This window comes from Streptococcus sanguinis, assembly GCF_050222175.1.
GTDB lineage: Bacteria > Bacillota > Bacilli > Lactobacillales > Streptococcaceae > Streptococcus > Streptococcus sanguinis_M.
The window spans coordinates 115,052-140,488 of sequence record NZ_CP071420.1; the positions used below are offsets into that span (position 1 = coordinate 115,052).

At 43.8% G+C, this 25,437-nt stretch carries 28 protein-coding genes; all 28 read left to right on the forward strand.

Features of this window, described 5'->3' with window-relative positions:
• Nucleotides 1–357: 357 nt before the first annotated feature.
• Nucleotides 358–636 (forward strand): bacteriocin immunity protein, encoded by a 279-nt coding sequence (locus J1C91_RS00630; RefSeq protein ID WP_223310420.1) that lies wholly within the window; start codon nt 358–360, stop codon nt 634–636.
• Between the two features lie 409 nt (nt 637–1,045).
• Nucleotides 1,046–2,302, forward strand: coding sequence for a competence/damage-inducible protein A (locus J1C91_RS00635; RefSeq protein WP_049552831.1), 1,257 nt, complete (start codon nt 1,046–1,048; stop codon nt 2,300–2,302).
• A gap of 57 nt (nt 2,303–2,359) precedes the next feature.
• On the forward strand, nt 2,360–3,508 hold the full coding sequence (gene recA / locus J1C91_RS00640; protein WP_002894079.1) for a recombinase RecA: 1,149 nt from the start codon (nt 2,360–2,362) through the stop codon (nt 3,506–3,508).
• Nucleotides 3,509–3,593: 85 nt separating this feature from the next.
• Nucleotides 3,594–3,992 carry a transcriptional regulator Spx gene (spx, locus tag J1C91_RS00645; RefSeq protein WP_002894078.1) on the forward strand — a complete coding sequence of 133 codons (399 nt, stop codon included), beginning with the start codon at nt 3,594–3,596 and terminating at the stop codon, nt 3,990–3,992.
• A 135-nt stretch (nt 3,993–4,127) separates the two neighbouring features.
• Entirely contained in the window at nt 4,128–4,700 is a 573-nt protein-coding gene (locus J1C91_RS00650; protein ID WP_002926368.1) for an SP0191 family lipoprotein, read from the forward strand.
• Nucleotides 4,701–4,805: 105 nt separating this feature from the next.
• Nucleotides 4,806–5,348 (forward strand): hypothetical protein, encoded by a 543-nt coding sequence (locus J1C91_RS00655; RefSeq protein ID WP_125438904.1) that lies wholly within the window; start codon nt 4,806–4,808, stop codon nt 5,346–5,348.
• 177 nt (nt 5,349–5,525) lie between these two features.
• Nucleotides 5,526–5,792 (forward strand): IreB family regulatory phosphoprotein, encoded by a 267-nt coding sequence (locus J1C91_RS00660; RefSeq protein ID WP_002894075.1) that lies wholly within the window; start codon nt 5,526–5,528, stop codon nt 5,790–5,792.
• Complete coding sequence (gene ruvX / locus J1C91_RS00665; protein WP_002902035.1) at nt 5,792–6,211, forward strand: Holliday junction resolvase RuvX; 420 nt, start codon at nt 5,792–5,794, stop codon at nt 6,209–6,211. Before J1C91_RS00660 ends, ruvX begins: the two co-directional genes overlap by 1 nt.
• 24 nt (nt 6,212–6,235) lie before the next feature.
• Nucleotides 6,236–6,547 carry a DUF1292 domain-containing protein gene (locus tag J1C91_RS00670; RefSeq protein ID WP_002894073.1) on the forward strand — a complete coding sequence of 104 codons (312 nt, stop codon included), beginning with the start codon at nt 6,236–6,238 and terminating at the stop codon, nt 6,545–6,547.
• Between the two features lie 181 nt (nt 6,548–6,728).
• Nucleotides 6,729–7,961 carry a bifunctional folylpolyglutamate synthase/dihydrofolate synthase gene (locus J1C91_RS00675; protein WP_125438902.1) on the forward strand — a complete coding sequence of 411 codons (1,233 nt, stop codon included), beginning with the start codon at nt 6,729–6,731 and terminating at the stop codon, nt 7,959–7,961.
• A gap of 57 nt (nt 7,962–8,018) precedes the next feature.
• Nucleotides 8,019–8,498 (forward strand): SP_0198 family lipoprotein, encoded by a 480-nt coding sequence (locus J1C91_RS00680; protein ID WP_125438900.1) that lies wholly within the window; start codon nt 8,019–8,021, stop codon nt 8,496–8,498.
• A 194-nt stretch (nt 8,499–8,692) separates the two neighbouring features.
• On the forward strand, nt 8,693–10,228 hold the full coding sequence (cls, locus tag J1C91_RS00685; protein ID WP_125438898.1) for a cardiolipin synthase: 1,536 nt from the start codon (nt 8,693–8,695) through the stop codon (nt 10,226–10,228).
• 178 nt (nt 10,229–10,406) lie between these two features.
• A complete protein-coding gene (locus J1C91_RS00690) occupies nt 10,407–10,550 on the forward strand; it encodes a hypothetical protein (RefSeq protein ID WP_002899268.1) in 144 nt (47 codons plus the stop codon).
• 38 nt (nt 10,551–10,588) lie between these two features.
• Nucleotides 10,589–12,136 carry a hypothetical protein gene (locus tag J1C91_RS00695; RefSeq protein ID WP_002908512.1) on the forward strand — a complete coding sequence of 516 codons (1,548 nt, stop codon included), beginning with the start codon at nt 10,589–10,591 and terminating at the stop codon, nt 12,134–12,136.
• Nucleotides 12,137–12,357: 221 nt separating this feature from the next.
• A complete protein-coding gene (nrdD, locus tag J1C91_RS00700; protein WP_032912558.1) occupies nt 12,358–14,553 on the forward strand; it encodes an anaerobic ribonucleoside-triphosphate reductase in 2,196 nt (731 codons plus the stop codon).
• 1 nt (nt 14,554) lies between these two features.
• On the forward strand, nt 14,555–14,695 hold the full coding sequence (locus tag J1C91_RS00705) for a hypothetical protein (protein ID WP_002894059.1): 141 nt from the start codon (nt 14,555–14,557) through the stop codon (nt 14,693–14,695).
• A 52-nt stretch (nt 14,696–14,747) separates the two neighbouring features.
• Entirely contained in the window at nt 14,748–15,245 is a 498-nt protein-coding gene (locus J1C91_RS00710; RefSeq protein ID WP_002908516.1) for a GNAT family N-acetyltransferase, read from the forward strand.
• 9 nt (nt 15,246–15,254) lie between these two features.
• Nucleotides 15,255–15,800: a GNAT family N-acetyltransferase gene (locus tag J1C91_RS00715; RefSeq protein ID WP_002908517.1), complete on the forward strand. Its 546-nt coding sequence runs from the start codon at nt 15,255–15,257 to the stop codon at nt 15,798–15,800.
• Entirely contained in the window at nt 15,766–16,365 is a 600-nt protein-coding gene (gene nrdG / locus J1C91_RS00720; protein WP_002899261.1) for an anaerobic ribonucleoside-triphosphate reductase activating protein, read from the forward strand. Before J1C91_RS00715 ends, nrdG begins: the two co-directional genes overlap by 35 nt.
• A 205-nt stretch (nt 16,366–16,570) precedes the next feature.
• Entirely contained in the window at nt 16,571–18,079 is a 1,509-nt protein-coding gene (locus J1C91_RS00725; protein ID WP_002908518.1) for an LCP family protein, read from the forward strand.
• Entirely contained in the window at nt 18,076–18,807 is a 732-nt protein-coding gene (gene cps4B, locus J1C91_RS00730; RefSeq protein ID WP_002908520.1) for a capsular polysaccharide biosynthesis protein Cps4B, read from the forward strand. Before J1C91_RS00725 ends, cps4B begins: the two co-directional genes overlap by 4 nt.
• Nucleotides 18,808–18,814: 7 nt before the next feature.
• A complete protein-coding gene (locus J1C91_RS00735; protein WP_002894051.1) occupies nt 18,815–19,510 on the forward strand; it encodes a Wzz/FepE/Etk N-terminal domain-containing protein in 696 nt (231 codons plus the stop codon).
• A 10-nt stretch (nt 19,511–19,520) separates the two neighbouring features.
• The gene (locus tag J1C91_RS00740; protein WP_002894050.1) at nt 19,521–20,219 is read left to right on the forward strand and encodes a polysaccharide biosynthesis tyrosine autokinase; all 699 of its coding nucleotides are present in this window, start codon (nt 19,521–19,523) and stop codon (nt 20,217–20,219) included.
• 41 nt (nt 20,220–20,260) lie between these two features.
• Complete coding sequence (locus J1C91_RS00745; protein ID WP_002908522.1) at nt 20,261–22,063, forward strand: polysaccharide biosynthesis protein; 1,803 nt, start codon at nt 20,261–20,263, stop codon at nt 22,061–22,063.
• Nucleotides 22,064–22,078: 15 nt separating this feature from the next.
• The gene (locus tag J1C91_RS00750; protein ID WP_002908523.1) at nt 22,079–22,684 is read left to right on the forward strand and encodes a sugar transferase; all 606 of its coding nucleotides are present in this window, start codon (nt 22,079–22,081) and stop codon (nt 22,682–22,684) included.
• A gap of 6 nt (nt 22,685–22,690) precedes the next feature.
• Entirely contained in the window at nt 22,691–23,551 is an 861-nt protein-coding gene (locus J1C91_RS00755; RefSeq protein ID WP_002908525.1) for an NAD-dependent epimerase/dehydratase family protein, read from the forward strand.
• A 44-nt stretch (nt 23,552–23,595) separates the two neighbouring features.
• Nucleotides 23,596–24,396, forward strand: a complete 801-nt coding sequence (locus J1C91_RS00760; protein WP_185761329.1) for a glycosyltransferase — start codon at nt 23,596–23,598, stop codon at nt 24,394–24,396.
• A gap of 77 nt (nt 24,397–24,473) precedes the next feature.
• Entirely contained in the window at nt 24,474–25,433 is a 960-nt protein-coding gene (locus J1C91_RS00765) for a glycosyltransferase family 2 protein (protein WP_002911473.1), read from the forward strand.
• Nucleotides 25,434–25,437 lie beyond the last annotated feature (4 nt).

Genomic DNA, 25,437 nt, shown 5'->3' on the forward strand with positions numbered 1-25,437 from the left:
GAAAACAAGTAGTCAGTGAGGTACTAAAAATGAGGAAAAGCAGAATAAAATGGTTTTATTCCGTTGTTTTGTTGGTATTTGTTTTATTTGCACCTGTAGCAAGTATCAGAGCTGATATAGTGAACAGCGGAGAGGTAAAAATACAAGGAGAGGTTCCACGATATACTGACCCGGCCAATCAGTTTTACTATAGATATACAGCGAAACCTTATGATTTTTATTATAATCCTTATACAGGTGAGTGGAAAATGGTTCAAGTAATACCCACTTTACAGCACATGGTAAATGTTATGTTTGATGGTTGGGCTAGATACGGACCGTGGGTACCGCGTGTTTATAGATAAGGAGGTAGCTGCTGTGAGAAAAGCTAAAGAAAAAGAGCTTTTACATCTATTGCAAGAAGTATACCATTTAGATACGACTAAAAAGGATGAGAAATTTTCACAGCTAATCTTATCTACTGTTTATAAGATTGAAAATGGTAAGAATGCTTCAATTGAGTGTGTCCGTCTAATCCCTTTTTTAAATCAGTATCTATTGTCTGCCCCTTCAAAAGAATTAGTAGACTTACAGACCTTCTTGCAAAGGGAAAGTAATTTTTACAGGGGCTGGATTAGTTTTTTTAGCTGGTTTTAGTTGTATTTAAAAGAACCTGGGACAAAAGTCCAACCTCAAATATAAAAAGCGAACAAAACTAGTTTTCTGGTAATCAGAATTCTGCTTTGTTCGCTTTTCGTATTTAATTATAGATTTGAAGGGCTTAATAATTAAGATTTTTAAAAATTGAAATCTTTTTGTCCCAAACTCTTTTTATTGGAATTTATCTCTCCATTATAAAAAGATTCAAACCATTTGCCAATAGCATTTCCCTAACAATCTAGTTATTCTGCATAACACCAGTCATTCTTAAAAGTTTTCCACAGCATGTTGACAAGTTTGTCAAGGAACTTGACAGCTCTTTTTATTTCCTGAAATGAAAATCAACTTTTTTAAGATTTTTTGTGATAAAATAAAGCCAATTCCGAATAGTAAGGTAGGAGGTTCTATGAAAGCAGAAATTATTGCTGTGGGCACTGAGATTCTGACGGGTCAGATTGTCAATACCAATGCCCAATTTTTATCTGAAAAACTTGCGAGTCTGGGGATTGATGTTTATTTTCAGACAGCAGTAGGGGACAATGAAAATCGTCTCCTATCTGTTTTGGAAATTGCTCAAGGGCGCAATAATCTGATTATCCTAACAGGAGGCTTGGGGCCAACAGAGGATGATTTGACCAAGCAGACCTTGGCTAAGTTCTTAGGACGTGAGCTCATTTTTGACTCACAGGCTGTGGAAAAGCTGGATCGCTTTTTTGCTAGCCGGCCAGATTATGCTCGAACGCCCAATAATGAGCGTCAGGCCCAGCTGGTCGAAGGTTCGACTCCGTTACCAAATGCGACTGGTTTAGCTGTCGGAGGATTGTTAGAAGCAGACGGAGTGACCTATGTAGTCCTGCCTGGCCCGCCTAGTGAGCTTAAGCCTATGGTTAATAATGAGTTGGTTCCCCTCTTATCCACAGGCCAGAAATTATATTCACGGGTGCTGCGTTTCTTTGGTATCGGCGAGAGTCAGCTAGTGACTATTTTGTCAGAGATGATTGAGCAGCAGAGTGACCCCACCATTGCTCCTTATGCAAAGACAGGGGAAGTTACCCTACGACTGTCCACCAAGGCTCTGAGTCAGGTAGAAGCTGACACCAAGTTTGAGGCTGTGGAAAAGGAAATTTTGGAACATAAGACTTTTGAGGGGCAATCACTGTCAGAGATTTTCTATGGTTACGGGGATGACAATTCCTTGGCACAGGTGGCTTTTGAGTTGCTGAAGAGTCAAGGGAAGACGATTTCGGCGGCGGAGAGTCTGACAGCAGGCCTCTTTCAAGCGACCTTGGCTGATTTTGCTGGAGCCTCTTCCATTTTTTCAGGTGGCTTTGTCACCTACAGCATGGAGGAAAAGAGCCGGATGCTGGATATTCCGTTGGGAGACTTGGAGGAGCATGGAGTTGTTTCAGCTTTTACGGCAGGGAAAATGGCAGAGCAGGCTAGAAAGCTGACCGAAAGCGACTTAGCTGTCAGTTTGACAGGTGTGGCAGGCCCAGATTCACTGGAAGATCATCCTGCAGGGACCGTTTTTATCGGTTTAGCTAGTGCTTCAGGAACGGAAACTATTAAGGTCAATATTGCTGGACGCAGTCGTCGTGATGTGCGGAAAATTGCTGTTCTGCACGCCTTCAACCTAGTACGAAAAACTTTATTAAATAGCTGAATTTTGGTATAATTAACAGATGGCCAAAAGACATTTTAGAAAAAACAGGAGAAATAAATGGCAAAGAAACAAAAAAAATTAGACGAAATCTCAAAGAAATTCGGCGATGAGCGCCAAAAAGCCTTGGATAATGCCCTGAAAAACATTGAAAAGGACTTCGGTAAGGGAGCCATTATGCGTCTTGGCGAGCGGGCAGAGCAAAAGGTTCAAGTCATGAGTTCAGGCTCTCTGGCTTTGGATATTGCTCTTGGCGCTGGGGGTTATCCTAAGGGACGGATTATTGAAATCTATGGTCCGGAGTCTTCTGGTAAGACAACCGTTGCTCTTCACGCAGTTGCTCAAGCGCAAAAAGAAGGTGGTATCGCAGCCTTTATCGATGCTGAGCATGCTTTGGATCCGTCATACGCGGCTGCTCTGGGTGTTAATATTGATGAGTTGCTGCTGTCTCAACCAGACTCTGGTGAACAGGGACTGGAAATTGCTGGTAAGCTGATTGACTCAGGTGCGGTGGACTTGGTGGTTGTGGACTCCGTTGCAGCCCTAGTACCACGTGCGGAAATCGATGGCGATATTGGTGACAGCCATGTCGGCTTGCAGGCTCGGATGATGAGCCAGGCTATGCGCAAGCTGTCTGCTTCTATCAACAAAACGAAGACGATTGCGATTTTCATTAACCAGCTGCGTGAAAAAGTTGGCGTTATGTTTGGTAATCCTGAAACAACACCAGGTGGCCGTGCACTGAAGTTCTATGCTTCTGTCCGTCTGGATGTCCGTGGTAATACTCAAATCAAGGGAACTGGCGATGAGAAGGATACTAATGTTGGTAAAGAAACCAAGATCAAGGTTGTTAAAAATAAGGTAGCTCCGCCATTCAAAGAAGCCTTCGTGGAAATCATGTACGGAGAAGGTATTTCTAAGACAGGTGAGTTGATTAAGATTGCGACTGATTTGGATATCATCAAAAAAGCGGGTGCTTGGTACTCCTACAATGATGAAAAGATTGGTCAAGGATCTGAAAATGCTAAGAAGTACTTGGCTGATCATCCAGAAGTCTTTGACGAAATTGACCGCCAGGTTCGTGTACGCTATGGTTTGATTGAAGGCGATGACTTGGCAGAAGTGGTTGGCAGCAAGGCTGAAAGCCCTGTGGAAACGATGGAAGAAGTGACTCTGGATTTGGACGATGCCATCGAAATTGAAGAGTAATTTTGCAAAATAGGTCGCAAGACCGATGGTTTTTGTGATATAATAGACTACGATATTAGTATCGTGTAGCGAAAGGAGTACTTACATGATCACAATCTATACTGTCTCAAGTTGTACTAGTTGTAAAAAAGCAAAAACCTGGCTAAACGCTCATCAATTAACTTATAAAGAACAAAATTTAGGCAAAGAAGGCATCACCAAAGAGGAACTTCTGGATATTTTAACCAAAACAGAAAATGGTATCGCGAGCATTGTTTCATCAAAAAACCGCTATGCTAAAGGTTTGGGTGTTGACATTGAGGAATTAAGTGTCAACGAAGTTCTTGACATCATCATGGAGACCCCGCGTATTTTGAAAAGTCCCATTTTAGTGGATGATAAACGTCTCCAAGTTGGTTACAAAGAAGATGATATCCGTGCTTTTCTGCCACGTTCTGTTCGTAATGTTGAAAATGCAGAAGCTCGTCTGCGGGCAGCTCTCTAATCTTTGAATATAACTGAAAGAGTCGGGAAGAGAATCTCGGCTCTTCTTTTTGTTCGGGTTGATAGAGGGCTTTGGCGACTGGATGGATTGACAAGGAGCAGAACTGTGATACAATATCTCTGAGGAGGATGGAAGATGAAGAAAATTTTATTAGGACTGGGATTGAGTGTGGCTCTGTTAGCAGGCTGTGGACATAAAAAGACAGAGACAAATTCGAATGCGGCTGACAAGAAAGAAATCAGCAATAATCTGCCTATCATTGATAATGCTAAGCAGCAGGAAGTGATTACTCGGACGCTTGTTTTTCCAAAGGATGAACGAGGAAACCAGCAGAGTCAGACAGTGACTTATCAGGGAGAGCATTTTAAACGCTTGGTTATTGAAAGGCTGACTGCGACTGATGATGAGATGAAAGAAGCTATCAAGCAGATGGGACTGGAGGAAGCGCAGAAGTCGCTCAATGAGTCACTGGAGCAGGATGCAGACTATGTACAGGCTCGTGGACTTCAAGGCTTCAGCGGTTCAGTGACAATTTTGAATGAGAACGAGCTGAAAATGACTTCTACCTATGATTTTGAGAGCCTAGATATCGAAAAAGCGGCGTCTATGCCTTATTTCCAAAATCTCAAGCTCAAAGAAATGATTAAGCTGACGCCAGAAGAATATATCAACAATCTCCTGATGAATGGAGCAGAAGAGCAGAAATAAGCTGCTCTTTTTTATTACATTTTAATGACAGAGTGACAATCAGTTTGACAGCGCCGATTTTATAATGATATGATAAAATCAGCTCAATATTGAAGGAGATAAGACATGAGAAAATTAATTGTCTTTTTGCTGGCAGCTTTGGCAATCTTAACAGCTTGCAGTCAGCAGTCAAATAACAGTTCATCCTCACAGGGAGGAGCTGGAAAAGGAGATATTGTCACTAAGTCCTATAAAACTGAGAAGCAATTAGAACATGGAAAAGAAACCAGAATCTTAACCGTCAGCTACAGCGGACAGAAGTATGAGAAGGTTATCCTGCATGTCAGCAAGGCTATTCCTGACAACATCAAGGAAGCTTTGTCAAAGCAGGATGTTTCCACTGTGAAGAAAGAAATGCTGTCTTTGATCGAGGAAGCACTGGGTCTGAAAGAGGCGGTGAATATCACCGGTCTTGACTTGAAAACAGATATGACAGCGGAAGAGATTTCTCTGGAGATGACTATCGATCCTGAGAATCTAGACTACGAAGCAGCCAAAAAGCTTCCAAACTATGCGCAGTTGTTTGAGCAAATCGAGACCCTGAGTCCGGAAGAATTGCTGAACAAGTTTAAGGGAAGCGACGGCGTGGAAGTGCCCGCTTCAAATTAGGAAGTTTCCATCCAGTTCTCTGAAGAGAGCTGGATTTTTGCTGGATTTCAGAGCCAGACTTTGGATAAATATTAGCTAAAGCTTATTGAAAAATTAGGAGAATTCGGGTGAATTAAATTTGTGAAAAGCCTATAATTATGCTATAATAGGGATATTCTAAAGAAAGAGGGTGTAATTGTGGGATTTACAGATGAAACAGTACGTTTTAATCTCGATGATTCAAATAAAAAGGAAATTAGCGAGACTTTGACCGATGTCTACAAGTCGCTCAATGAAAAAGGATACAATCCAATCAATCAAATCGTGGGATACGTACTCAGTGGCGATCCTGCGTACGTACCTCGCTATAACAATGCCCGAAATCAAATCCGCAAATACGAGCGCGATGAGATTGTTGAGGAGTTGGTTCGTTATTATTTGAAAGGACAAGGCGTCGATCTCTAATGAGAATTATGGGATTAGATGTGGGCTCGAAAACGGTTGGGGTTGCCATTAGTGATCCTCTTGGTTTTACGGCTCAAGGACTGGAGATTATTCCGATTCATGAAGAAAAGGGCGAATTTGGCTTAGAGCGCTTGGGAGAGCTGGTTAAAGAGTATAAGGTTGATAAGTTCGTTATTGGCCTGCCTAAGAATATGAACAATACCAGCGGACCTCGGGTGGAGGCTAGTCAGGCTTATGGCCAGCGGGTTGCTGAGCTGTTTGGTCTGCCGGTTGACTACCAAGATGAGCGCCTGACGACGGTGGCTGCTGAACGCATGCTGGTGGAGCAGGCAGACATTAGCCGCAGCAAGCGCAAGAAAGTCATTGATAAGCTGGCCGCGCAGCTGATTTTGCAGAATTATCTGGATCGAAATTTTTAGAAAAGAAATGAAGGAGACACTAGTATGACACATGATCATAATCATGACCACGAGCATGAAGAGCGTGAATTAATCACCTTGGTTGACGAGCAAGGAAACGAAACTTTATTTGAAATTCTTTTGACCATTGACGGTAAGGAAGAGTTTGGCAAGAATTATGTTCTTTTGATTCCGGCTAATGCGGAAGAAGATGAGAACGGTGAGGTAGAGATTCAAGCTTATTCCTTTACCGAAAATGAAGATGGCACAGAAGGTGACTTGCAGCCAATCCCAGAAGACTCAGATGCTGAATGGGATATGATTGAAGAAGTCTTCAACAGCTTTATGGAGGAGTAAGACTAGCCTAGCCTCGCTTCCAGAAATGGACAAGCGCAGGTGAAAAGCTAGCTAAACTTGACAGATGAAGGAAGTAACCAAGGCTCGGTTATTTTCCATCTCATATCATAAACATTAGAAAGAGGAGCGAGTTGCAATTCAGATTTGAATTCTGCTTCGCTGCTCTTTTTTGGGTAAGAAAATGAATGAAATTGAAGAATGGCTGAACAGCCGAATTGGTATAAACTTTCGTTCGGGACTAGGGCGGATGCAGCAGGCGGTGACTCTTTTGGGGAATCCTGAGCGGAGCTATCCAACGATTCATGTAACTGGTACAAATGGCAAAGGATCTACTATTGCTTTTATGCGTCGGCTGTTTGCGGAGCATGGTCGAAAGACAGGAAGTTTCACTTCGCCCCATATGATTAGTATTCACGATCGGATTTGTATTAACGGTCAACCGATTGCTCCAGCTGATTTTATCCGTCTGGGTCAAGAGGTGCAAAAGATGGAGCAAGAACTGCTCAAAAGCCATGACCAGCTGTCCTATTTTGAAATTCTGACCTTGATTGCCTTTCTTTATTTCAAGGAGCAGGAAGTGGACATAGCCTTGATTGAGGTAGGGATTGGCGGACTCTTGGACACGACTAATGTCATTACGGGAGATATTGCGGTCATCAGCTCTGTTGGATTGGATCATCAGGAGACTCTGGGAAAGAGCTTGACGGCGATAGCAGAGCAAAAGGCAGGGATTTTCAAGCCGGGGCGGCCAGCTGTCATCGGACCGCTGCCAGAGGAGGCACGATTGGTTTGTGCGCAGCGAGCTCAGGAGCTGGGAATAGAACTCTATCAGTATGGTCGCGATTTTTCTCTGGCAAATCAGACTTTTTCCAATTCGACTAGGACCCTATCCAATCTTGAATTGGGACTCAAGGGAGCCTATCAGGAGGAAAATGCAGCGTTGGCTCTGCAGGCATTCTTGCTCTTCATGCAGCAGCAAGGTTGGGAAATAGATTCTGCTAGGATTCGAACGGGCTTGCAGGAGACTCGCTGGGCAGGGCGTTTGGAAGAAGTCAGTCCAGGTATTTATCTTGATGGGGCTCACAATCTGCCCGCGCTGGAGAGGTTAGTGGAGTTTATCCAGAGCCAGAAAGATAAAGAGTGCTTGCTTCTTTTTGGTGCTCTCAAGCGTAAGGACTATAGCACTATGCTGGCTTATCTGCGAGAGGCTCTGCCAGATGTTCAGTTGACGGTTACTTCCTTTTCTGATAGAGATTCCCTTGGTCAAGCTGAAGCGGAAGGCTTCTTATACATAGAGGATTATCGGCAGCTTATTCAGAATTTTCAAGAGAGACAAAACGCTAATCAACTGCTTTTCATTACGGGCTCTCTCTATTTTATTGCAGAAGTCAGAGCTTATTTGACAAGTTTATAAATTGACCGCCAGAGTACTGCTTTGGTACAATGAAGACAGAAGAAAAAGGAGAATAGTATGGCAATTTCTAAAAAGTTAATGTTTTCAGGTCTAACTGCTGTGGCTGTTTTTGCCTTGGCAGCTTGCGGTTCTAATCAGAACCAGACGGCACCTTCCTCTCAGTCTCAGTCAGCCGCTTCCAGCAAGCCAGCAGAGTCTTCGTCGATAGCTAGCACGTCTAGTGCGGCCAATAACAGCTCATCTGCTTCAGCATCCTCTTCCGAGCAAGTAGCCAATGGCGAGCTGGATGGCAGCTATCAGACAAGCCATGAAGGCGATCAGCTGACCTTGCAGATTTCAGGAACTACTGGCCAGCTGACCAAGGTCGAGTCGGATGGTGAGCAGGAAATTGAACAGGTTCAGATTGATGCTACCAACCAGACCATGATCATCGGAGATGATGTCAAGCGCTATCGCATTGAGGGCAATCAGCTGACAATTGAGGATCTTTCCCAAGAACCTTATGATGATGACACACTGGTCTTTACGAAACAATGATGAAAGAGCCCTGTCTTGAATAGGGCTTTTCCTTTTATCAGTTGTAATCTTGCAGTGCGACTTAGAGGATAGTAGTATTCAAAAGCTGTACTTAGATTTTTATCAATCAGAAATACAGTTTGCATTGATATAAACGTTGTTTTAAAGCAGTTTTACTGCTATACTAGAATATATGCAATGAGATAGGAGAGTGTATGACTTTCAGGAAATTCCGCTTATTAATGTCAAAATACGGTTTCAGCATCATTATTATGCTGCTGGAGCTAGCCTTTGTCTTTGTTGCGTTCTTCTATTTTAATGAGATTGCACCCAACTGGCTGTCGGTGGCGATGATTGTTTTCTTGTATATCGGAACTATTTTAGCGATTGTCAACCGCAATATGCCGCCTGAGAGCAAGGTGACCTGGCTTTTGATTGCTGTGGTGCCCGTATTTGGCTTCCTGCTCTATCTGATGTTTGGTGAGCGACGGTTGTCTAAAAAGGAAATGATTCAGCTGGAAAATATGGACTCTATGAAATTTCGTGAGGACAACAGCTACGATCTTCGTGTCCAGCTGAAAAAGAAAAACAAGTCAGCCTACGGTATTATCAAATCACTGCTGAGTATGGACAATAATGCGGATGTCTATGACGGTACAGCTTCTCGTTATTTTCCTATCGGAGAGGAGATGTTTGAGTCCATGCTGGCTGATCTGCGGGCTGCTGAGAAATTCATTTTTCTGGAATTTTATATCATTGATGAAGGGCTGATGTGGGACAGTGTTCTGGAAATCTTGGTCGAAAAAGCCGCTCAGGGCGTTGAAGTCAAGCTGCTCTATGATGATATTGGCTGCATGGCCACTTTGCCTGGTGATTATACGCGTAAGCTGCGCAAGATGGGCATCGAGGCTTATAAGTTTAACAAGGTGATTCCGCGGATGACGGTATCCTACAACAATCGTGACCACCGCAAGATTTTGGTCATTGACGGTCAGGTTGGCTATACTGGCGGCATCAATCTGGCTGACGAGTATATCAATCATATCGTTCGTTTTGGTCACTGGAAAGATGGCGGTGTGCGCTTGGAAGGTCGGGCGGTCAAGGCTCTGACGCGGCTCTTTCTCATGAACTGGTACATCAACCGCGGGGAAATCACAGACTTTGACAAGTATCATCTGGAAAATAAAGCTGTCGAAGGTCAAGGGCTATACATTCCCTATGGCAGCGGGCCTAAGCCTATTTATAAGGGTCAGGTTGGTAAAACGGTCTATCAAAATATCATCAGTCAGGCTACGGACTATGTCTACATTACTACGCCTTATCTGATTATTGACTACGACCTGACGGAGGATATTAAGAATGCTGCTATGCGGGGAGTGGATGTCCGCATCGTGACTCCTTTCATTCCGGACAAGAAACTGATTCAGATTGTTACCCGCGGAGCCTACCCGGATCTTATGGAAGCGGGGGTTAAGATTTTTGAGTACACGCCAGGGTTTATCCACAGCAAGAATGTGGTGGCCGATGATGAATTTGCCGTGGTAGGGACGATTAACTTTGATTACCGCAGCCTGGTGCACCATTATGAAAATGCAGTTCTGATGTACCATACGGAGAGTATTCCAGCTATCAAGGAAGATTTTGAAGCCATTTTTGAAGCTTCTGAGGAAATTCTTCCTGAAAATCTCGATAGCAGCTGGTATCGTCGCTTTATCAAAGAAATCATGCAGCTCTTTGCACCCATGCTCTAATGCCGGAGGTGAACAAGTTCTGCAGAAATATACAGAAAATCTGAGGCAGAAGTCTCAGATTTTTTTGTATGTGCTTTTGCGGTTTGTGCTGAGATATCTTTTTGTCATTCTCACTTTTATATGGGGACGGATTTTTGCTCTGTTTTTACGAATGTAAAAAATAAAGGAATTTTTTAAGATGACAATGGAGAAAATTTCCAGTCAGCCGCTTGCTTATGAAACGAGAGAATATCGCTGTTTTCGGGAATTGGAGGAGCTGGCTAGAAGCTATAATGCTCAGAAGAAGGGTCAAGAGAAAGCTGACAGGAGGACAGGAATTTGATATACTAGATGGGACTGATATCAAGGAGAATATTTTATATGCATGATACAACGGAAGAAAAAGTTTTAGAGGTTTCAGAGGAGCAGCTGACTAGGGCTGAAAGGTCTGAGCAAAAAATTACCAATCCAGAGCCGACGCCCTATTTTTTGACGCTCTTGTGCAGTTTGGCTATCAGCCTGCTGAGTGTGGTCAATCCTTTGTTGACCAATCTAGCAACGAATTTACAAAGTCAGAATCTCTATGCCGGCTGGGCCATGACTCAGGGGCAGGTGCCTTATTCGCAAATATATGGGACTAGTGGCCTGCTTTACTATCTGATGGCTTGGACCAGCAGCCTGGCTTTTGGCCAGCTTTTGTGGATGGTCTTTCAGACGCTGGCTCTGTGGCTGGCTGGACTTTTCCTGCACAAGACCTTGGTGCTCTTACAGCCTAAACAGGATTTATCACGCAGCCTCCTGCTGCTCTTTTACCTGCTAGTCTTTGCCCTTGGATTTGGCGGTCTTTACTCTAGTATTTTTGTTCTGCCCTTTATTTTTTGGAGTCTATCTTTCTTGGTGCGCTATCTGCAGGATTCAATCAAGGATGAAAAGTTCATTCTTTATGGGGCTTTCGGAGCTCTTTCTTTTATGATTGATCCGGTTTCCAGCCTAGTCTTCTATTCTTTGACTGCTCTGGTGCTTTTGGTCTACAATATCGCAGCCAAGCGTGCGGCTCGAGGCTTTTATCAGCTTTTAGCTGGTCTCTTTGGCTTCTCAGTGATTTTTTATCCTATCGGCTACTTTACTGTTGCCAATCGAACCTTTGGCCAGGCTATCAGTCAGGTGACCTATGCTTGGGATTCCATCAGCTTGATTGGCAGTCATAGTATTTCTAATTTGATTTATTATGGCTTGCTGACGGTCGGTCTAGGTTTCATTTCTGCTTTGGGTGTCAATCTCTTTTCAAGAGAAAAGGGGCAAGCAACCAGCCTGCGCGTCTTGCGCTTTATCGGTTTGCTAGGGCTCTTCATTACTGTCTTTGCGGCTTTTATCCTGCCAGATCAAGGCAGTTATCAACTGCTTCCGGCTCTGCCTTTTGCCATGATTCTTTTTGCTTTGTGGTTCAATAAAGGCAAGCAGCAGGCACCGGGGCGTCATCGCAGGGATCGCCGTCGTCCTACCATGTGGACTTCTTATCTTTCAGGCCAGTTCTTTCTGCCACTCTTAGCCATCTTTTATCTGATTGGCTATCCTTTGGTGAATGAGTATATCCTTTCCAGCGGTGTATCTGCTGAAAGAAGTGAAGCGGCTCAGTATATTAAGGAAAAGACCAAGGATGGGGATACTATCTATGCCTGGGACACCTCGGCTAGTCTGTATCAGAAGAGCAGCCGCCTATCAGCTGTTTCTCTCTTGACTCCAACTTTGTATGTGGGAACGGCTGAAAATCGTCTAGGTCTTCAGAAGGGACTTGAAAACAGCCAGCCCAAGTATATTTTGGTTAACAATGATGTCAAATTGCTGTCAGATGTGAAGCAGCTAATTTCCCAAAATTACAAGGAAGCTGACCTCAAACTCAACCATTTCAAGCTTTATCAACTTAAATAGTAAAAAATCAATATGTTGTGTCTAAAGTTAAAAATTAACTTTTTTTCCACAATATATTGATTTTTAATTTTAACGTGCTATAATGAGACTTGTATCGACTTATTTAAAAAATACTGTTCTTTGGATAAACTGCTGTCGGAGATTTCTTAGAAATATCTCCCTAGCTATCTGGTCTGAAGAGGCTTTATTTGTCCTAAGGGCAGGAAAAGGAAGTGTTCATGATGATTTTAAGGGAAGAGAAGTTTGAAACTGCTCCAGCGATTTATGTGGAGAAGCGAGACGGCCGTAGGGTGGCTTTTGATGTGTCAAAGATCTATAAGGCTATGGTGCGGGCAGCTCAGGAAGTCGGTCCGCTGAATCCGATGCTGGAAGCCAAGCTAGAAGCTATCACAGACCGCATTGTGGCAGAAATCAGTAGTCGCTTCGCTAAGTATGTCAAAATTTATGAGATTCAGAACATCGTTGAGCATGAGCTTTTGAATGCCAAGGAATATGCCATTGCAGAGAACTACATCACTTACCGCACCCAACGGGATTTTGAGCGCTCAAAAGCGACTGATATCAACTTTACTATTGACAAGCTCCTCAACAAAGATCGTACGGTAGTCAATGAGAATGCCAATAAGGACAGTGATGTTTTCAATACCCAACGGGATTTGACAGCTGGGATTGTTGGCAAGTCCATTGGGCTTAAGATGCTGCCGCCTCATGTGGCCAACGCCCACCAGAAGGGGGATATCCACTACCATGATTTGGACTACAGCCCTTATACGCCAATGACGAACTGCTGTCTAATTGACTTTGACGGCATGCTGAAAAATGGCTTCAAGATTGGCAATGCAGAAGTAGAGAGTCCCAAATCTATCCAGACTGCGACAGCTCAAATCTCACAGATTATTGCCAATGTAGCTTCCAGCCAGTACGGCGGTTGTTCGGCCGACCGAATTGATGAGGTCTTGGCGCCCTATGCTGAGCTTAATTATCAAAAGCATCTCAAGGATGCAGAGCAGTGGGTTTTGCCGGATAAGCAGGAAGAGTACGCCTGGGCGAAGACCAAGAAGGATATCTACGATGCCATGCAGTCGCTAGAGTATGAGATCAATACCCTCTTTACCTCTAATGGTCAGACTCCTTTTACTTCGCTGGGCTTTGGTCTGGGAACCAATCGTTTTGAGCGGGAAATTCAGAAGGCCATTCTCAATATCCGTATCAAGGGACTGGGAAGCGAGCACCGCACAGCGATTTTCCCTAAGCTGATTTTCACCCTTAAGCGTGGGCTCAATCTCGAGCCGGGAACGCCGAACTATGACATCAAAGAACTGGCTCTGGAGTGTGCCACTAAACGCATGTATCCAGATGTCCTCTCCTATGACAAGATTATCGACTTGACTGGATCGTTCAAGGTGCCGATGGGCTGCCGTTCTTTCTTACAAGGTTGGAAGGATGAAAATGGTCAGGAAGTCAATTCCGGCCGTATGAATCTTGGTGTCGTTACTGTCAATCTACCGCGGATTGCGCTTGAATCCGAGGGGGATTTGGATAAATTCTGGGAACTCTTTAACGAGCGGATGAATATCGCTGAAGATGCTTTGGTCTACCGAGTGGAGCGGACCAAAGAAGCTAGTCCAGCCAATGCACCGATTCTTTATCAGTATGGGGCTTTTGGCCAACGCTTGGGCAAGTATGATCAGGTAGACCAGCTCTTTACTCACCGTCGTGCAACGGTTTCCCTAGGCTATATCGGTCTGTATGAAGTGGCAGCAGTCTTTTACGGCGGTAATTGGGAGACCAATCCAGAAGCCAAGGACTTTACAATTGCTATTGTCAAAGATATGAAGCGCCGGGTGGAAGAGTGGTCCGAGCAGTATGATTATCATTTCTCTGTTTACTCAACGCCATCTGAAAGCCTGACCGACCGTTTCTGCCGTTTGGATACAGAGAAGTTTGGGGTCGTTCCGGATATTACTGACAAGGAATACTATACCAACTCCTTCCACTACGATGTGCGCAAGAATCCAACGCCTTTTGAAAAGCTGGACTTTGAGAAGATTTATCCTGAAGTAGGAGCCTCAGGCGGCTTTATCCATTACTGTGAATATCCTGTGCTGCAGCAAAATCCAAAGGCACTGGAAGCTGTCTGGGACTATGCCTATGACCGAGTTGGTTACTTAGGTACAAATACACCGATTGACCGTTGTTACAAGTGTAACTTTGAGGGCGATTTTACGCCGACCGAGCGGGGCTTCACCTGTCCAAACTGTGGCAACAGCGATCCCAAGACGGTCGATGTGGTCAAGCGGACCTGCGGCTACTTAGGAAATCCGCAAGCCCGCCCAATGGTCAATGGCCGTCACAAGGAAATATCAGCTCGGGTCAAGCACATGAATGGCTCGACTATTAAGTACGAAGGAAATTAAGATGGGAAAGTATCAATTGGACGACAAAGGAAAGGCTCAGGTGCAGCGTTTCCATGAAAAACATTCGCAGGGAGGCAGCGGCAAAAAAGAACGATTAGCCAAACTACGTCAGCAATTTTTAGAAAAGAACAAGAAACAATAGAAGTCAGAGTGGGGCGCAAGGCGGTCTCACTCTCTTCGTATCAGGAGGCACTATGGAGCTAAGACGACCGAAACTAGAAGACAAGGAAAAGATTTTAGAGATGCTGGCTGACTTTGAAGCAGCTGGCAGCCGGCAGGATGGCTTCTTTGGTGGAGTGGATTTTGTCTACGAGGACTGGCTGGAGACGATTCAGCTAGCTGAGGCAGGTCTAGGCTTGCTGCAAGGTTTTGTGCCTTACATCCAACTAATCTCTTTTGCTGCGGATGGTCAGGCTGTGGGCTTTCTCAATCTGCGCTTGCGGCTCAATGACTATTTGCTCCAAGAAGGGGGGCATATCGGTTATAGTATCCGTCCGTCTGCGCGTGGGAAAGGATTGGCCAAAGAGCAGCTGCGACAAGGATTGCAAGTAGCCAAAAGTAAAAATATTAAACGAGTCCTAGTGACTTGCGATGGTGACAACGAAGCCAGTCAAGCAGTGATTCTGGCTAATGGCGGAGCTTTAGAGGATATTCGAGGCGGGAAAGAGCGTTATTGGATTGATGTCAATTAAGGAGGGAATATGGAGCTAAGACGACCAACTTTGGAAGATAAAGATGCGATTTTAGAGATGATTGCTGAGTTCGATGCAGCAAAATCCTATATGCACGGTGGCATGGGCTCCACTTGGAAACGAGCAAAGGATTATGAGGATTGGTTACAAATGGTGAGACGACAGGAAGATGTGGCAAACTTGCCAGCAGGTTGGGTTCCTGCCATCCAATTTTTATCCTTTGATGAGACCGGCTTGCCTCTGGGATTTTTAGCTCTGCGCTTGTCCTTAAATGACAAATTATTTGTGGAGGGCGGGCATATTGGCTATTCTATCCGCCCCAGTCAACGCAGAAAGGGCTTGGCTAAGTTGCAGCTAAAGCTAGGGCTAGCAGAAGCTAGAAAGCAAGGATTAGAACGAGTGCTGATTACCTGCGATGAAGACAACGAAGCCAGCCGCCGCACCATTCTCTCTGCTGGCGGTGTTTACGAAAATACAATCGACAGAAGTCAGCGCTACTGGATTGATTTGGAGGATGAAGATGAACAATCCCAAACCTCAAGAATGGAAAAGTGAGGAGCTGAGCAAGGGGCGAATCATTGACTATAAGGCCTTTAACTTTGTAGATGGCGAAGGCGTCCGCAACTCCCTTTATGTCAGTGGTTGTATGTTTCACTGTGAGGGCTGCTATAATGCAGCAACTTGGTCTTTCAATGCTGGCATTCCCTATACCCAAGAGTTGGAGGAGCAGATTATGAAAGACTTGGCGGAGCCTTATGTGCAGGGACTGACTCTCCTAGGTGGCGAGCCTTTTCTCAATACAGGCATTCTCCTGCCCTTGGTCAAGCGGATTCGGAGAGAGCTTCCGGATAAGGATATCTGGTCCTGGACGGGCTACACCTGGGAGGAGATGATGCTGGAAACGGAGGATAAGCTGGAGCTGCTAAGTCTGATTGATATTCTGGTGGACGGCCGTTTTGACCTTACCAAGAAGAATCTCATGCTGCAGTTTCGCGGCTCTTCTAATCAACGCATCATTGATGTGCAGAAATCCCTTCAGTCAGGCCAGGTAGTCATCTGGGATAAGCTGAATGATGGCCTCCAGGCCTATGAGCAAGTTGACAGGGATAAGATGCTTTAAAAACTAAGTAAGATACTGATATAAAAGAGGTTTTACCTCTTTTTTTCTGTTGTCAAAAACAGCATAAAATATCGGTTTTTCGAGAGAAAAGAAAGAATTTACCGAAAATTAATACAGACTGTCCTTTTTTGTCAACAAATTTTGGGAAAAACTAAAATATTTTTAAATATTTTAGTGTATCATAATGCATTTATGATATAATAAAATGTATTTATATCTCAGGGGAGAAAAAGGGAGAATTATGAATCAACATAGGAGAAATGTGCCTGCTTCTAAAAAGGGGAAGAAGCTGAGGCTCTTTAATGCAGCTTTACTGACATTGGTAAGCTTGGTTTCAGGTTTGCTTGTTTTTTCTATATTTAAAAATAATGTTCTGGCGTTTCATTACCTGAACCTTATTTTGTCTGCTCTTTTGGCGGCTGTTATTTTACTGGCAGCCTTCTTTGTATGGAAAAATAAGTTCAAAGTCCTGACCACGGTGCTTTTGCTTGTGACCTTGCTGGTATCCTCAGGAGCTATGTACGGGGTCAAGGAGCTGATGGACTTATCTAGAGGAGTGAACTCCACTTCAAATTACTCTGAAATTGAAATGGCGGTTTATGTCCGAGCAGACAGCGATAAATCAGATGTGACTCAACTGAAGAAGCTGACAGCTCCGACTGAAAATGGGGATAAGGACAATGTGACAGCTCTTCTGGAGCACATCAAGAAGACTAAAAAGACAGAACTAACTGTAGAAAACAGCTCGTCATATATCGCAGCCTACAAGGCCCTCATCAATCAAGAGACCGAGGCCATTGCCCTCAATAGCTCGTTTGGAGATATGCTGGCCTCTCACGATGCTGACTATGCTTCAAAGATAAAGAAAATCTATACTTATAAAATTACTCGTCAAGTAGAGACAGGCAAGCGCAGCGATGCTGCTGATGCGGATGTCTTCAATATCTATGTCAGCGGTATTGACACTTATGGCTCGATTTCATCTGTCTCTCGCTCAGATGTCAATATCATCATGACGGTCAATCGCAAGACCAAGAAAGTCCTCTTGACGACAACTCCTCGTGATTCTTATGTGGCGATTGCAGATGGAGGGGCTGGGCAGATGGACAAGCTGACTCATGCAGGGATTTATGGCGTGGATGCTTCTGTCCACACGCTGGAAAATCTTTACGGTATTCGCATTGACTACTATGTTCGTCTGAACTTCACTTCCTTCCTCAAGCTGGTAGACCTGTTGGGAGGGATTGATGTTGAAAATGACCAAGAATTTACCAGCAGACACGGCAATCATCATTTCCCAGTAGGGAAAGTCCATATGAACTCAGATCAGGCACTTGGCTTTGTTCGCGAGCGTTACTCCCTTCAGGGTGGCGACAATGACCGCGGGAAAAATCAAGAAAAGGTTATCGAAGCAGTCATTAAAAAGCTGACTTCAACCAGTGCTTTGAAGAACTACAACGAGATTATTTCCGGCTTGCAGGACTCTATCCAGACCAATATGGAGCTGCCTGTTCTTATGAATCTGGTCAATACCCAGCTGGAATCAGGTGGAAGCTATCAAGTTCAGTCACAAGCAATTAGTGGAAACGGACGTATGGATCTACCATCCTATGCTATGCCAGATTCCAATCTCTACATGATGGAAATCCAGCCAGAAAGCCTTGATAATGCTAAGGCAGCGATTCAGCAGGTAATGGAAGGGAAAACACCATGATTGATATCCATTCTCATATTATCTTTGATGTGGACGATGGTCCTAAGAATTTTGAGGATTCCAAAAAACTGCTGGAAGAAAGCTATCGACAGGGAATTCGGACTATTATCTCTACCTCTCATCGCAGAAAGGGCATGTTTGAAACGCCTGAAGAGACCATTAGAGCTAACTTTAAAATGGTAAAAGAACTAGCAGAGCTTGTAGCGCCTGACTTGACGGTTCTCTATGGGGCAGAGATTTACTACACCAGCGATGTGGCGGATAAGTTGGAAAAAGGGATTTTCCCCAGTCTAGCTGGCACACGCTATGTGCTGATTGAGTTTAGCATGGCAACGCCTTATAAAGACATCCATAAAGGTTTGGCTCAGATTCTGCGCTTAGGTCTAACACCGGTCCTTGCTCATATTGAGCGCTATCACTGCCTGGAAAATGATGAAAAGAAGGTGCAGGAACTCATTAATATGGGCTGCTATACTCAAATTAACAGCTCCAGTGTTCTAAAACCTAAGCTGCTTGGAGACTCGCATAAATTTATGAAAAAACGTGCTCAGTTCTTTTTGGAGAAGGACTTGGTCCACTTTGTTGCCAGCGACATGCACAATCTAAGTCAGAGACCGCCCTTTATGAAGGAGGCCTTTGACATCGTAGCTAAGAAATACGGTTCCCGCCGGGCAGAGGCCCTCTTTGGCGGCAACCAAGCATTATTATTGAAAAATGAATTGATTTAGGGGAAAAATGGAAAAACAAGAAAAGCAAATCGTAGAAATCGATATTCTGTCCTTGCTGAGAGCCTTATGGCTGAAGAAATTTACCATCGTATTGGGAGCGGTGCTCTTTTCTTTGCTGGCTTTTGGCTACAGCGTCTTTATTGCTAAGAAAATGTATCAGAGTACCACACGCATCTATGTGGTCAGTCGTCAGAACGAAACGCAGGCAGCTTTGACCAATCAGGACCTGCAGGCAGGGTCTTACCTCGTTAAGGACTTTAAGGAAATCATTCTGTCACAGGCGGTTCTGTCACAGGCAATTAGTGAGTTGAAACTGCAAACGTCACCAAGAGAGCTGACGCGTCACATCACCGTTTCCGTTCCGGCGGATACTCGTATCGTTTCGATTACAGTTAAGGATGACAATCCAGAGGAAGCGGCTCGCATTGCCAATGCCTTCCGTAATATCGCTGCTGAGAAAATCATCGAAGTGACAAAAGTTTCTGATGTGACAACTTTGGAAGAAGCAACAGTCCCAGCAGAGCCTTCTTCACCAAATATTCGGCGTAATGTTATCTTAGGATTTTTAGGGGGCAGCGTCCTGATGTCGATCTTTATCATCGCGGTAGAAATCTTGGATGATCGGGTAAAGAAGCCAGAGGACATTGAAGAAGTCATGGGCTTGACGCTATTGGGCGTTATCCCAGATATGAACAGAATGTAAGGGAGAGAAAATGGCAACCTTAGAATTAGTTAGGAAAAAAAGGAACCTTGTCAAACTAACCGAGGAATACTACAATGCTCTAAGTACTAATGTACAGCTGAGTGGCGCCAATATCAAAATGGTCGAAATAAGCTCGGTGACGGCAAATGAAGGAAAGTCTACAACCTCAGTGAACCTCGCAGCCGCCTTTGCCAGAGCTGGTCACAAGACCTTGATGATCGATGCGGATATCCGCAACTCAGTCATGTCAGGTGTGTTTAGCAGTCAGAGAAAAGTATCAGGACTGACGGACTATCTGTCAGGACAGGCTGCCCTGCACGAAGTCATCAACGATACAGATCTGGAAAATCTGGATGTGATCTTATCTGGTCCAGTATCACCTAATCCGACGGGGCTTTTGCAAAGCAAGCAGTTTGATGCACTTTTGACTGACTTGCGTGTTCGTTATGACTACATCATTGTGGATACTTCACCGATTGGTCTGGTCATTGATGCGGCTATCATCGCTCAGAAATGCGATGCCAGCTTCTTGGTGACACAAGCAGGCCATATCAAACGAAAAGCAGTCATGAAAGCTAAAGAGCAGTTGGAACAAACGGGAACTCCTTTTTTGGGTGTTGTCCTCAATAAATATAACATTGATTTGGAACGCTATGGCGCCTACGGAACTTATGGGGGATATGGCAGCTATGGCAATTATGGGAAATAATAGGGATTAAAGAGTTTTAGGATAATTGGGAGATTAGGAACATGACAAGAGCGAGAAAAAGAGTCATCTTAATTATTGTTGATATTATTTTGCTCAGTATAAGTCAGGGGATTTCAAAATTCTTCTTAGCAAAATATATCGGGATAACGGATTTATCTTTTGTCTCTATTTTAATGGGGATTATTATACTGTATTTGACATTTGCAACACTGTCGAATGTCTTTTCTACCATTACAAGGTATACAGATTACAAAACAATGTTTCGAGTGGGGGGCTCAATTTTGGGAGCTTACTCAATTGTATACATTGCAGAGAAAATTTTTTACGAATCCACAAACAGTAGATATATTGTCCTTTCTATGCTGCTATCTTTTTTGTTGGTTATTGCTTCAAGGCTGACTTGGCGGGAGATTCATGAATTCGTGCAACACCCTTCAGCCTTACTGGGAAAGAAAGTAGATGGGACGAAGACCCTTGTTGTTGGTTCAGGGGATGGTGCTAGTCTTTTTATCAAGACAGCTCAGCAAAAATCAAAAGATTTAAAGATAGTCGCGATTGTAGATGACGATAAGAATAAGCAAAATACCTATCTTCATGGAGTAAAAGTTGTAGGAACAACTGAGCAGATACCTGAAATTGTAGGGAATTATGAAGTCGAACAAATTGTCATTGCCATTCCTTCGTTGGCTCCGGATGATTACGAGCGAATCGTAGAGTATTGCCAACAAACGGAGGTCAAGGTCAATGCCATGCCTAAGTATGAACAGGTGATTACGGGGAAACTATCTGTCAGCAAACTTCAGGAAATTGATATTGCTGATCTGTTAGGGCGTAAAGAAGTTAAGCTGGATCAGCAAAGTTTGAAGTCCAATATTAAATGCAAGACAGTTCTTGTTACGGGGGCCGGTGGGTCTATCGGCTCGGAACTTTGCCGTCAGATTGCTCAATTCTGCCCAGCTAGGCTCCTGCTTCTAGGTCATGGAGAAAATTCAATTTATTTGATTCATAAGGAGCTGTCAAGCCGTTATAAAGACGATATTGAGTTGATTCCAATCATTGCAGATATTCAAGACAGAGAGAGGATTTTCCATATTATGGAAACCTATCGCCCTGATCGAGTGTATCATGCAGCAGCTCACAAGCATGTTCCTTTGATGGAGTACAATCCGACAGAAGCGGTCAAAAACAATATCTACGGCACACGAAATGTAGCAGAAGCAGCAAAGGCAGCTGGTGTCGCTAAATTTGTCATGATTTCTACAGACAAGGCGGTCAACCCGCCTAATGTTATGGGGGCAACTAAGCGTGTAGCAGAAATGGTCGTAACCAGTTTAAATGAAGAAGGAAAGACTCTTTTCTCAGCTGTCCGCTTTGGGAATGTTTTGGGCAGCCGAGGTAGTGTTGTTCCTTTGTTCAAGGAGCAGATTGCCAAGGGAGGTCCAATCACCGTGACGGACTTTCGAATGACACGCTATTTCATGACGATACCAGAAGCCAGCCGCTTGGTGATTCAGGCTGGGGCCTTGATGCAAGGGGGAGAGGTTTTTGTCTTGGATATGGGCGAGCCTGTGAAAATTTTGGACCTGGCTAAAAAGATGATCACACTCAGTGGTCATACTGAAGAGGAGATTCAGATTCAGGAAGCAGGCATTCGACCGGGTGAAAAGCTTTATGAAGAGCTCTTGTCTGCCAAGGAAAAGGTCAATGATCAAGTCTATGAAAAGATTTTTGTAGGAAATGTTCAGTCGTTGCCCAAGACCGAGGTGGATTCCTATGTGGACTCTCTTCTGTCTCTTGGTGCAAATGATCTCAAGGATAGCTTGGTAAAGTTTGCACAGCAATAAGTTTTTAGGATAATCATGTATAAATTTTTTAAACGAACATTAGATATAGTCTTGTCATTCTTAGGAATGATTGTCTTATCACCGTTTTTTCTGCTTCTAGTACTCGCTATTAAATTGGATTCTAAAGGACCAGTTTTGTTCAAACAGAAGCGGGTCGGTCTGCATAAGAAACACTTCTATATTTTGAAATTCAGAACGATGCGAATTGATACACCTAAGGATACCCCAACTCATTTACTGGAAAATCCTGAGCAATGGATTACAAAGGTTGGGAAGTTTCTTAGGAAGACGTCTCTGGATGAGTTGCCTCAGATTTGGAATATTTTTGTCGGTGACATGAGTATCATAGGTCCAAGACCGGCTCTTTGGAATCAGTATGATTTGATTGAAGAGCGAGACCGCTATGGAGCTAATGATGTTTTGCCAGGTCTGACAGGATGGGCTCAGATTCACGGGCGAGATGAGTTGCCGATTGCTAAGAAAGCTGAATTGGACGGCTACTACGTCCAGCATTTGTCTTTTGGATTGGATGTCCGCTGTTTTTTTGGCACCATTAAGAGTGTTGCTAAGAGCGAAGGCGTTGTCGAAGGCGGCACGGGAAATATGGAAAAGAAAGATTAAAGGCTGATGAAAAGAATATTAATTACAGGAGAGGGTAGCTATATCGGCCAGAGCTTTAAGAAGTATGTTTCTTCACGGGAGGATGTTCAGGTTGATGAGTTGGACGTCCGCGGAGAAGTCTGGAAGGAGAAAGATTTTTCGTCTTTTGATGTAATTTTGCATTTGGCGGCGATTGTCCATATCTCCAACCCATCAAAAGAGATGGAATCGGTATATAATCAAGTCAATACTCAGCTACCTTATGAATTGGCTCAAAAGGCTAAGAGCGAAGGTGTCAAACAGTTTATCTTTATGAGCAGTATGAGTGTCTATGGCGAAGTTTTGGGAGACCGAGTTATCACAAAGGATACAGAAGAGCGTCCTGATTCTTTTTATGGCAAAAGCAAACTAGCTGCTGAGCAACTTCTGGCGGAATTGGAGAGCGAAGATTTCAAATTGGCAGTTTTACGACCGCCCATGGTTTATGGTTATCAAGCTAAGGGAAATTATAAGCGACTGTCAAAGTTGGCTCAGAAACTACCAGTTTTCCCTTTGGTCCAGAACGAACGTAGTATGATTTATATTGATAACCTTTGTGAGTTTATCAGACTGATTGTTCAGAATCAAGACAGTGGTGTCTTCTATCCTCAAAATCAGGACTATGTCAATACCTCTCAGCTAGTCAAAGAAATAAAACGGACTCATGGCCAGAGAGTAGCCTTGCTGCCTGCATTTAACTGGATTTTAAAAGGACTGTCTCACCATGTTTCGACTCTGAATAAGCTGTTTTCGGATTTAACTTATGAAAAAGAGATGTCTAGCTATCCTCAGTCTTATCAGGTAGCAGATTTTAGGAGGTCTATTGAGAAGACGGAGAAGGGAAACTAGTTTAGGATGAATGGGGGGGATTGTTAGTGAAATTTTCGGTATTGATGTCTGTCTATCAGAAGGAGAATCCCGATTTCTTAAGAAAGAGTCTAAATAGCGTTCTTATAGAGCAGAGCCGCAAGCCAGATGAGCTTGTCCTTGTAGAGGATGGGCCGCTGACAGAAGAGCTTTATCAGACGATTCAAGATTTCCAGGGAACATTTCCAGAGATGAAAGTTCTACCCTTAAAGGAAAATGTCGGATTGGGAGAAGCTTTGCATCGGGGAGTTGAGGCTTGCTCTTATGACTGGATTGCTAGAATGGATTCAGACGACATTGCGACACCGGACCGTTTTCAGCAACAAGTGGACTATATTGAGCAGCATCCGCAGTTAGATGTTCTGGGTGGCAATATCATAGAATTTGACGCGGAACCAGATCAAATAGTGGCAGAGAAACAAATGCCGCTTTCTCATGAAGAGATTATCAAAAGGTTGCAGCGGAGAAATCCTTTCTGTCACATGACGGTATTTTTCAAGAAATCATCTGTTTTAAAAGCAGGCAATTACAAGCCCCTGCCTTTAGTGGAAGACTATTATCTTTGGGCGAGAATGGCTGCTCAGGGATGTCGTTTCGCTAATCTTAATCGGGTCTTGGTTTATGCTCGTGTCGGAAATGGCATGCATACGAGAAGAAGCCAGACAGATCAGATTGCCAGCTGGAAAGTAGTCAATACTTTTTTGCTGGCACATGGTATGTTGAACCGAGGGCAATATTATCAAAATATGTTGATGATTCGTGCTTTTGTGGGAACGCCTATTTGGATAAAAGCGTTCATTTATAAGTATCTGCTTAGAAGAAAGTAATGGCTTTACAGACAGAGCAGTCTAGCTTAGATAGGGAGAAAGCGATATAGGATGAAAAGTTTAGGAAGGAGGGAGAAATGATTTCTGTCGTGATGGCGACCTATAATGGGGCGGAGTTTATTTTGGAGCAACTAGACTCTATCCGCACTCAAAAGCTGAAGCCTGATCAGGTCATTATCTGTGATGACTGTTCGACAGATCAGACAGTGGCGCTAATCAGGGACTACATCACCAAGCACCAACTGACTGATTGGCAGCTGCTTGAAAATCAGGAAAATTTGGGCCATTATCGAACTTTTATAAAATTAGCGAGTTTGGCTGAGCACGATATTGTTTTTTTCGCTGATCAGGATGATAAATGGCTGCCTGATAAAACAGCTGCCTTGCAGAAAGTACTGTTAGAAACAGACGCTGCTATGGTGTACGATCAGTCTTACTTGATTGATCAAAATGGTCAGGTCATTAAGGAACCTAAAGTTTCAGGAGAAAGGCGAGAAAGAGATCTAGCTTGGCTTCTGAAAAAATGGCCGTCAGGTTATCAGACAGCTTTTAGAAAGTCGGTACTGACAGATATTTTGCAGCAGCAGTATACGGATTATTCTGGATTTGACTATCATGATGTTTTATTTGGTATGCTGGCTCCATTGTATGGAAAAGTTGTTTGCTTGGACCAGCTTCTAGATCAGCATCGCATTCATCAGGCGAATGTAACCCAGTCTGCGTCGTCGCTCAGTTTTAATAAAACAAGGTTATCTAGGATTAACTATTTACAGAAGGTCATCAGTCGCTATGAGTCCGTGCAAAAAATCGCAGAAGAGCGACAGATTTCTGAGGCGGACCATCGCCAGCTTGCTAGAACTTTGGCCTTGGCTAATCTTAGACTGAAATTATTGCAGTCTAGAAATCCATTTTGGGCTTTGGGCCTGATGTTTCAAATAAGGGAGTATCGAACAATAAAAGATTTCATCAGTGATTTGGTATACACCTACTCACTGAATGGACTTGCTAGGAGATTATTGAAAAAGTTTGGGAGGTAAGAAA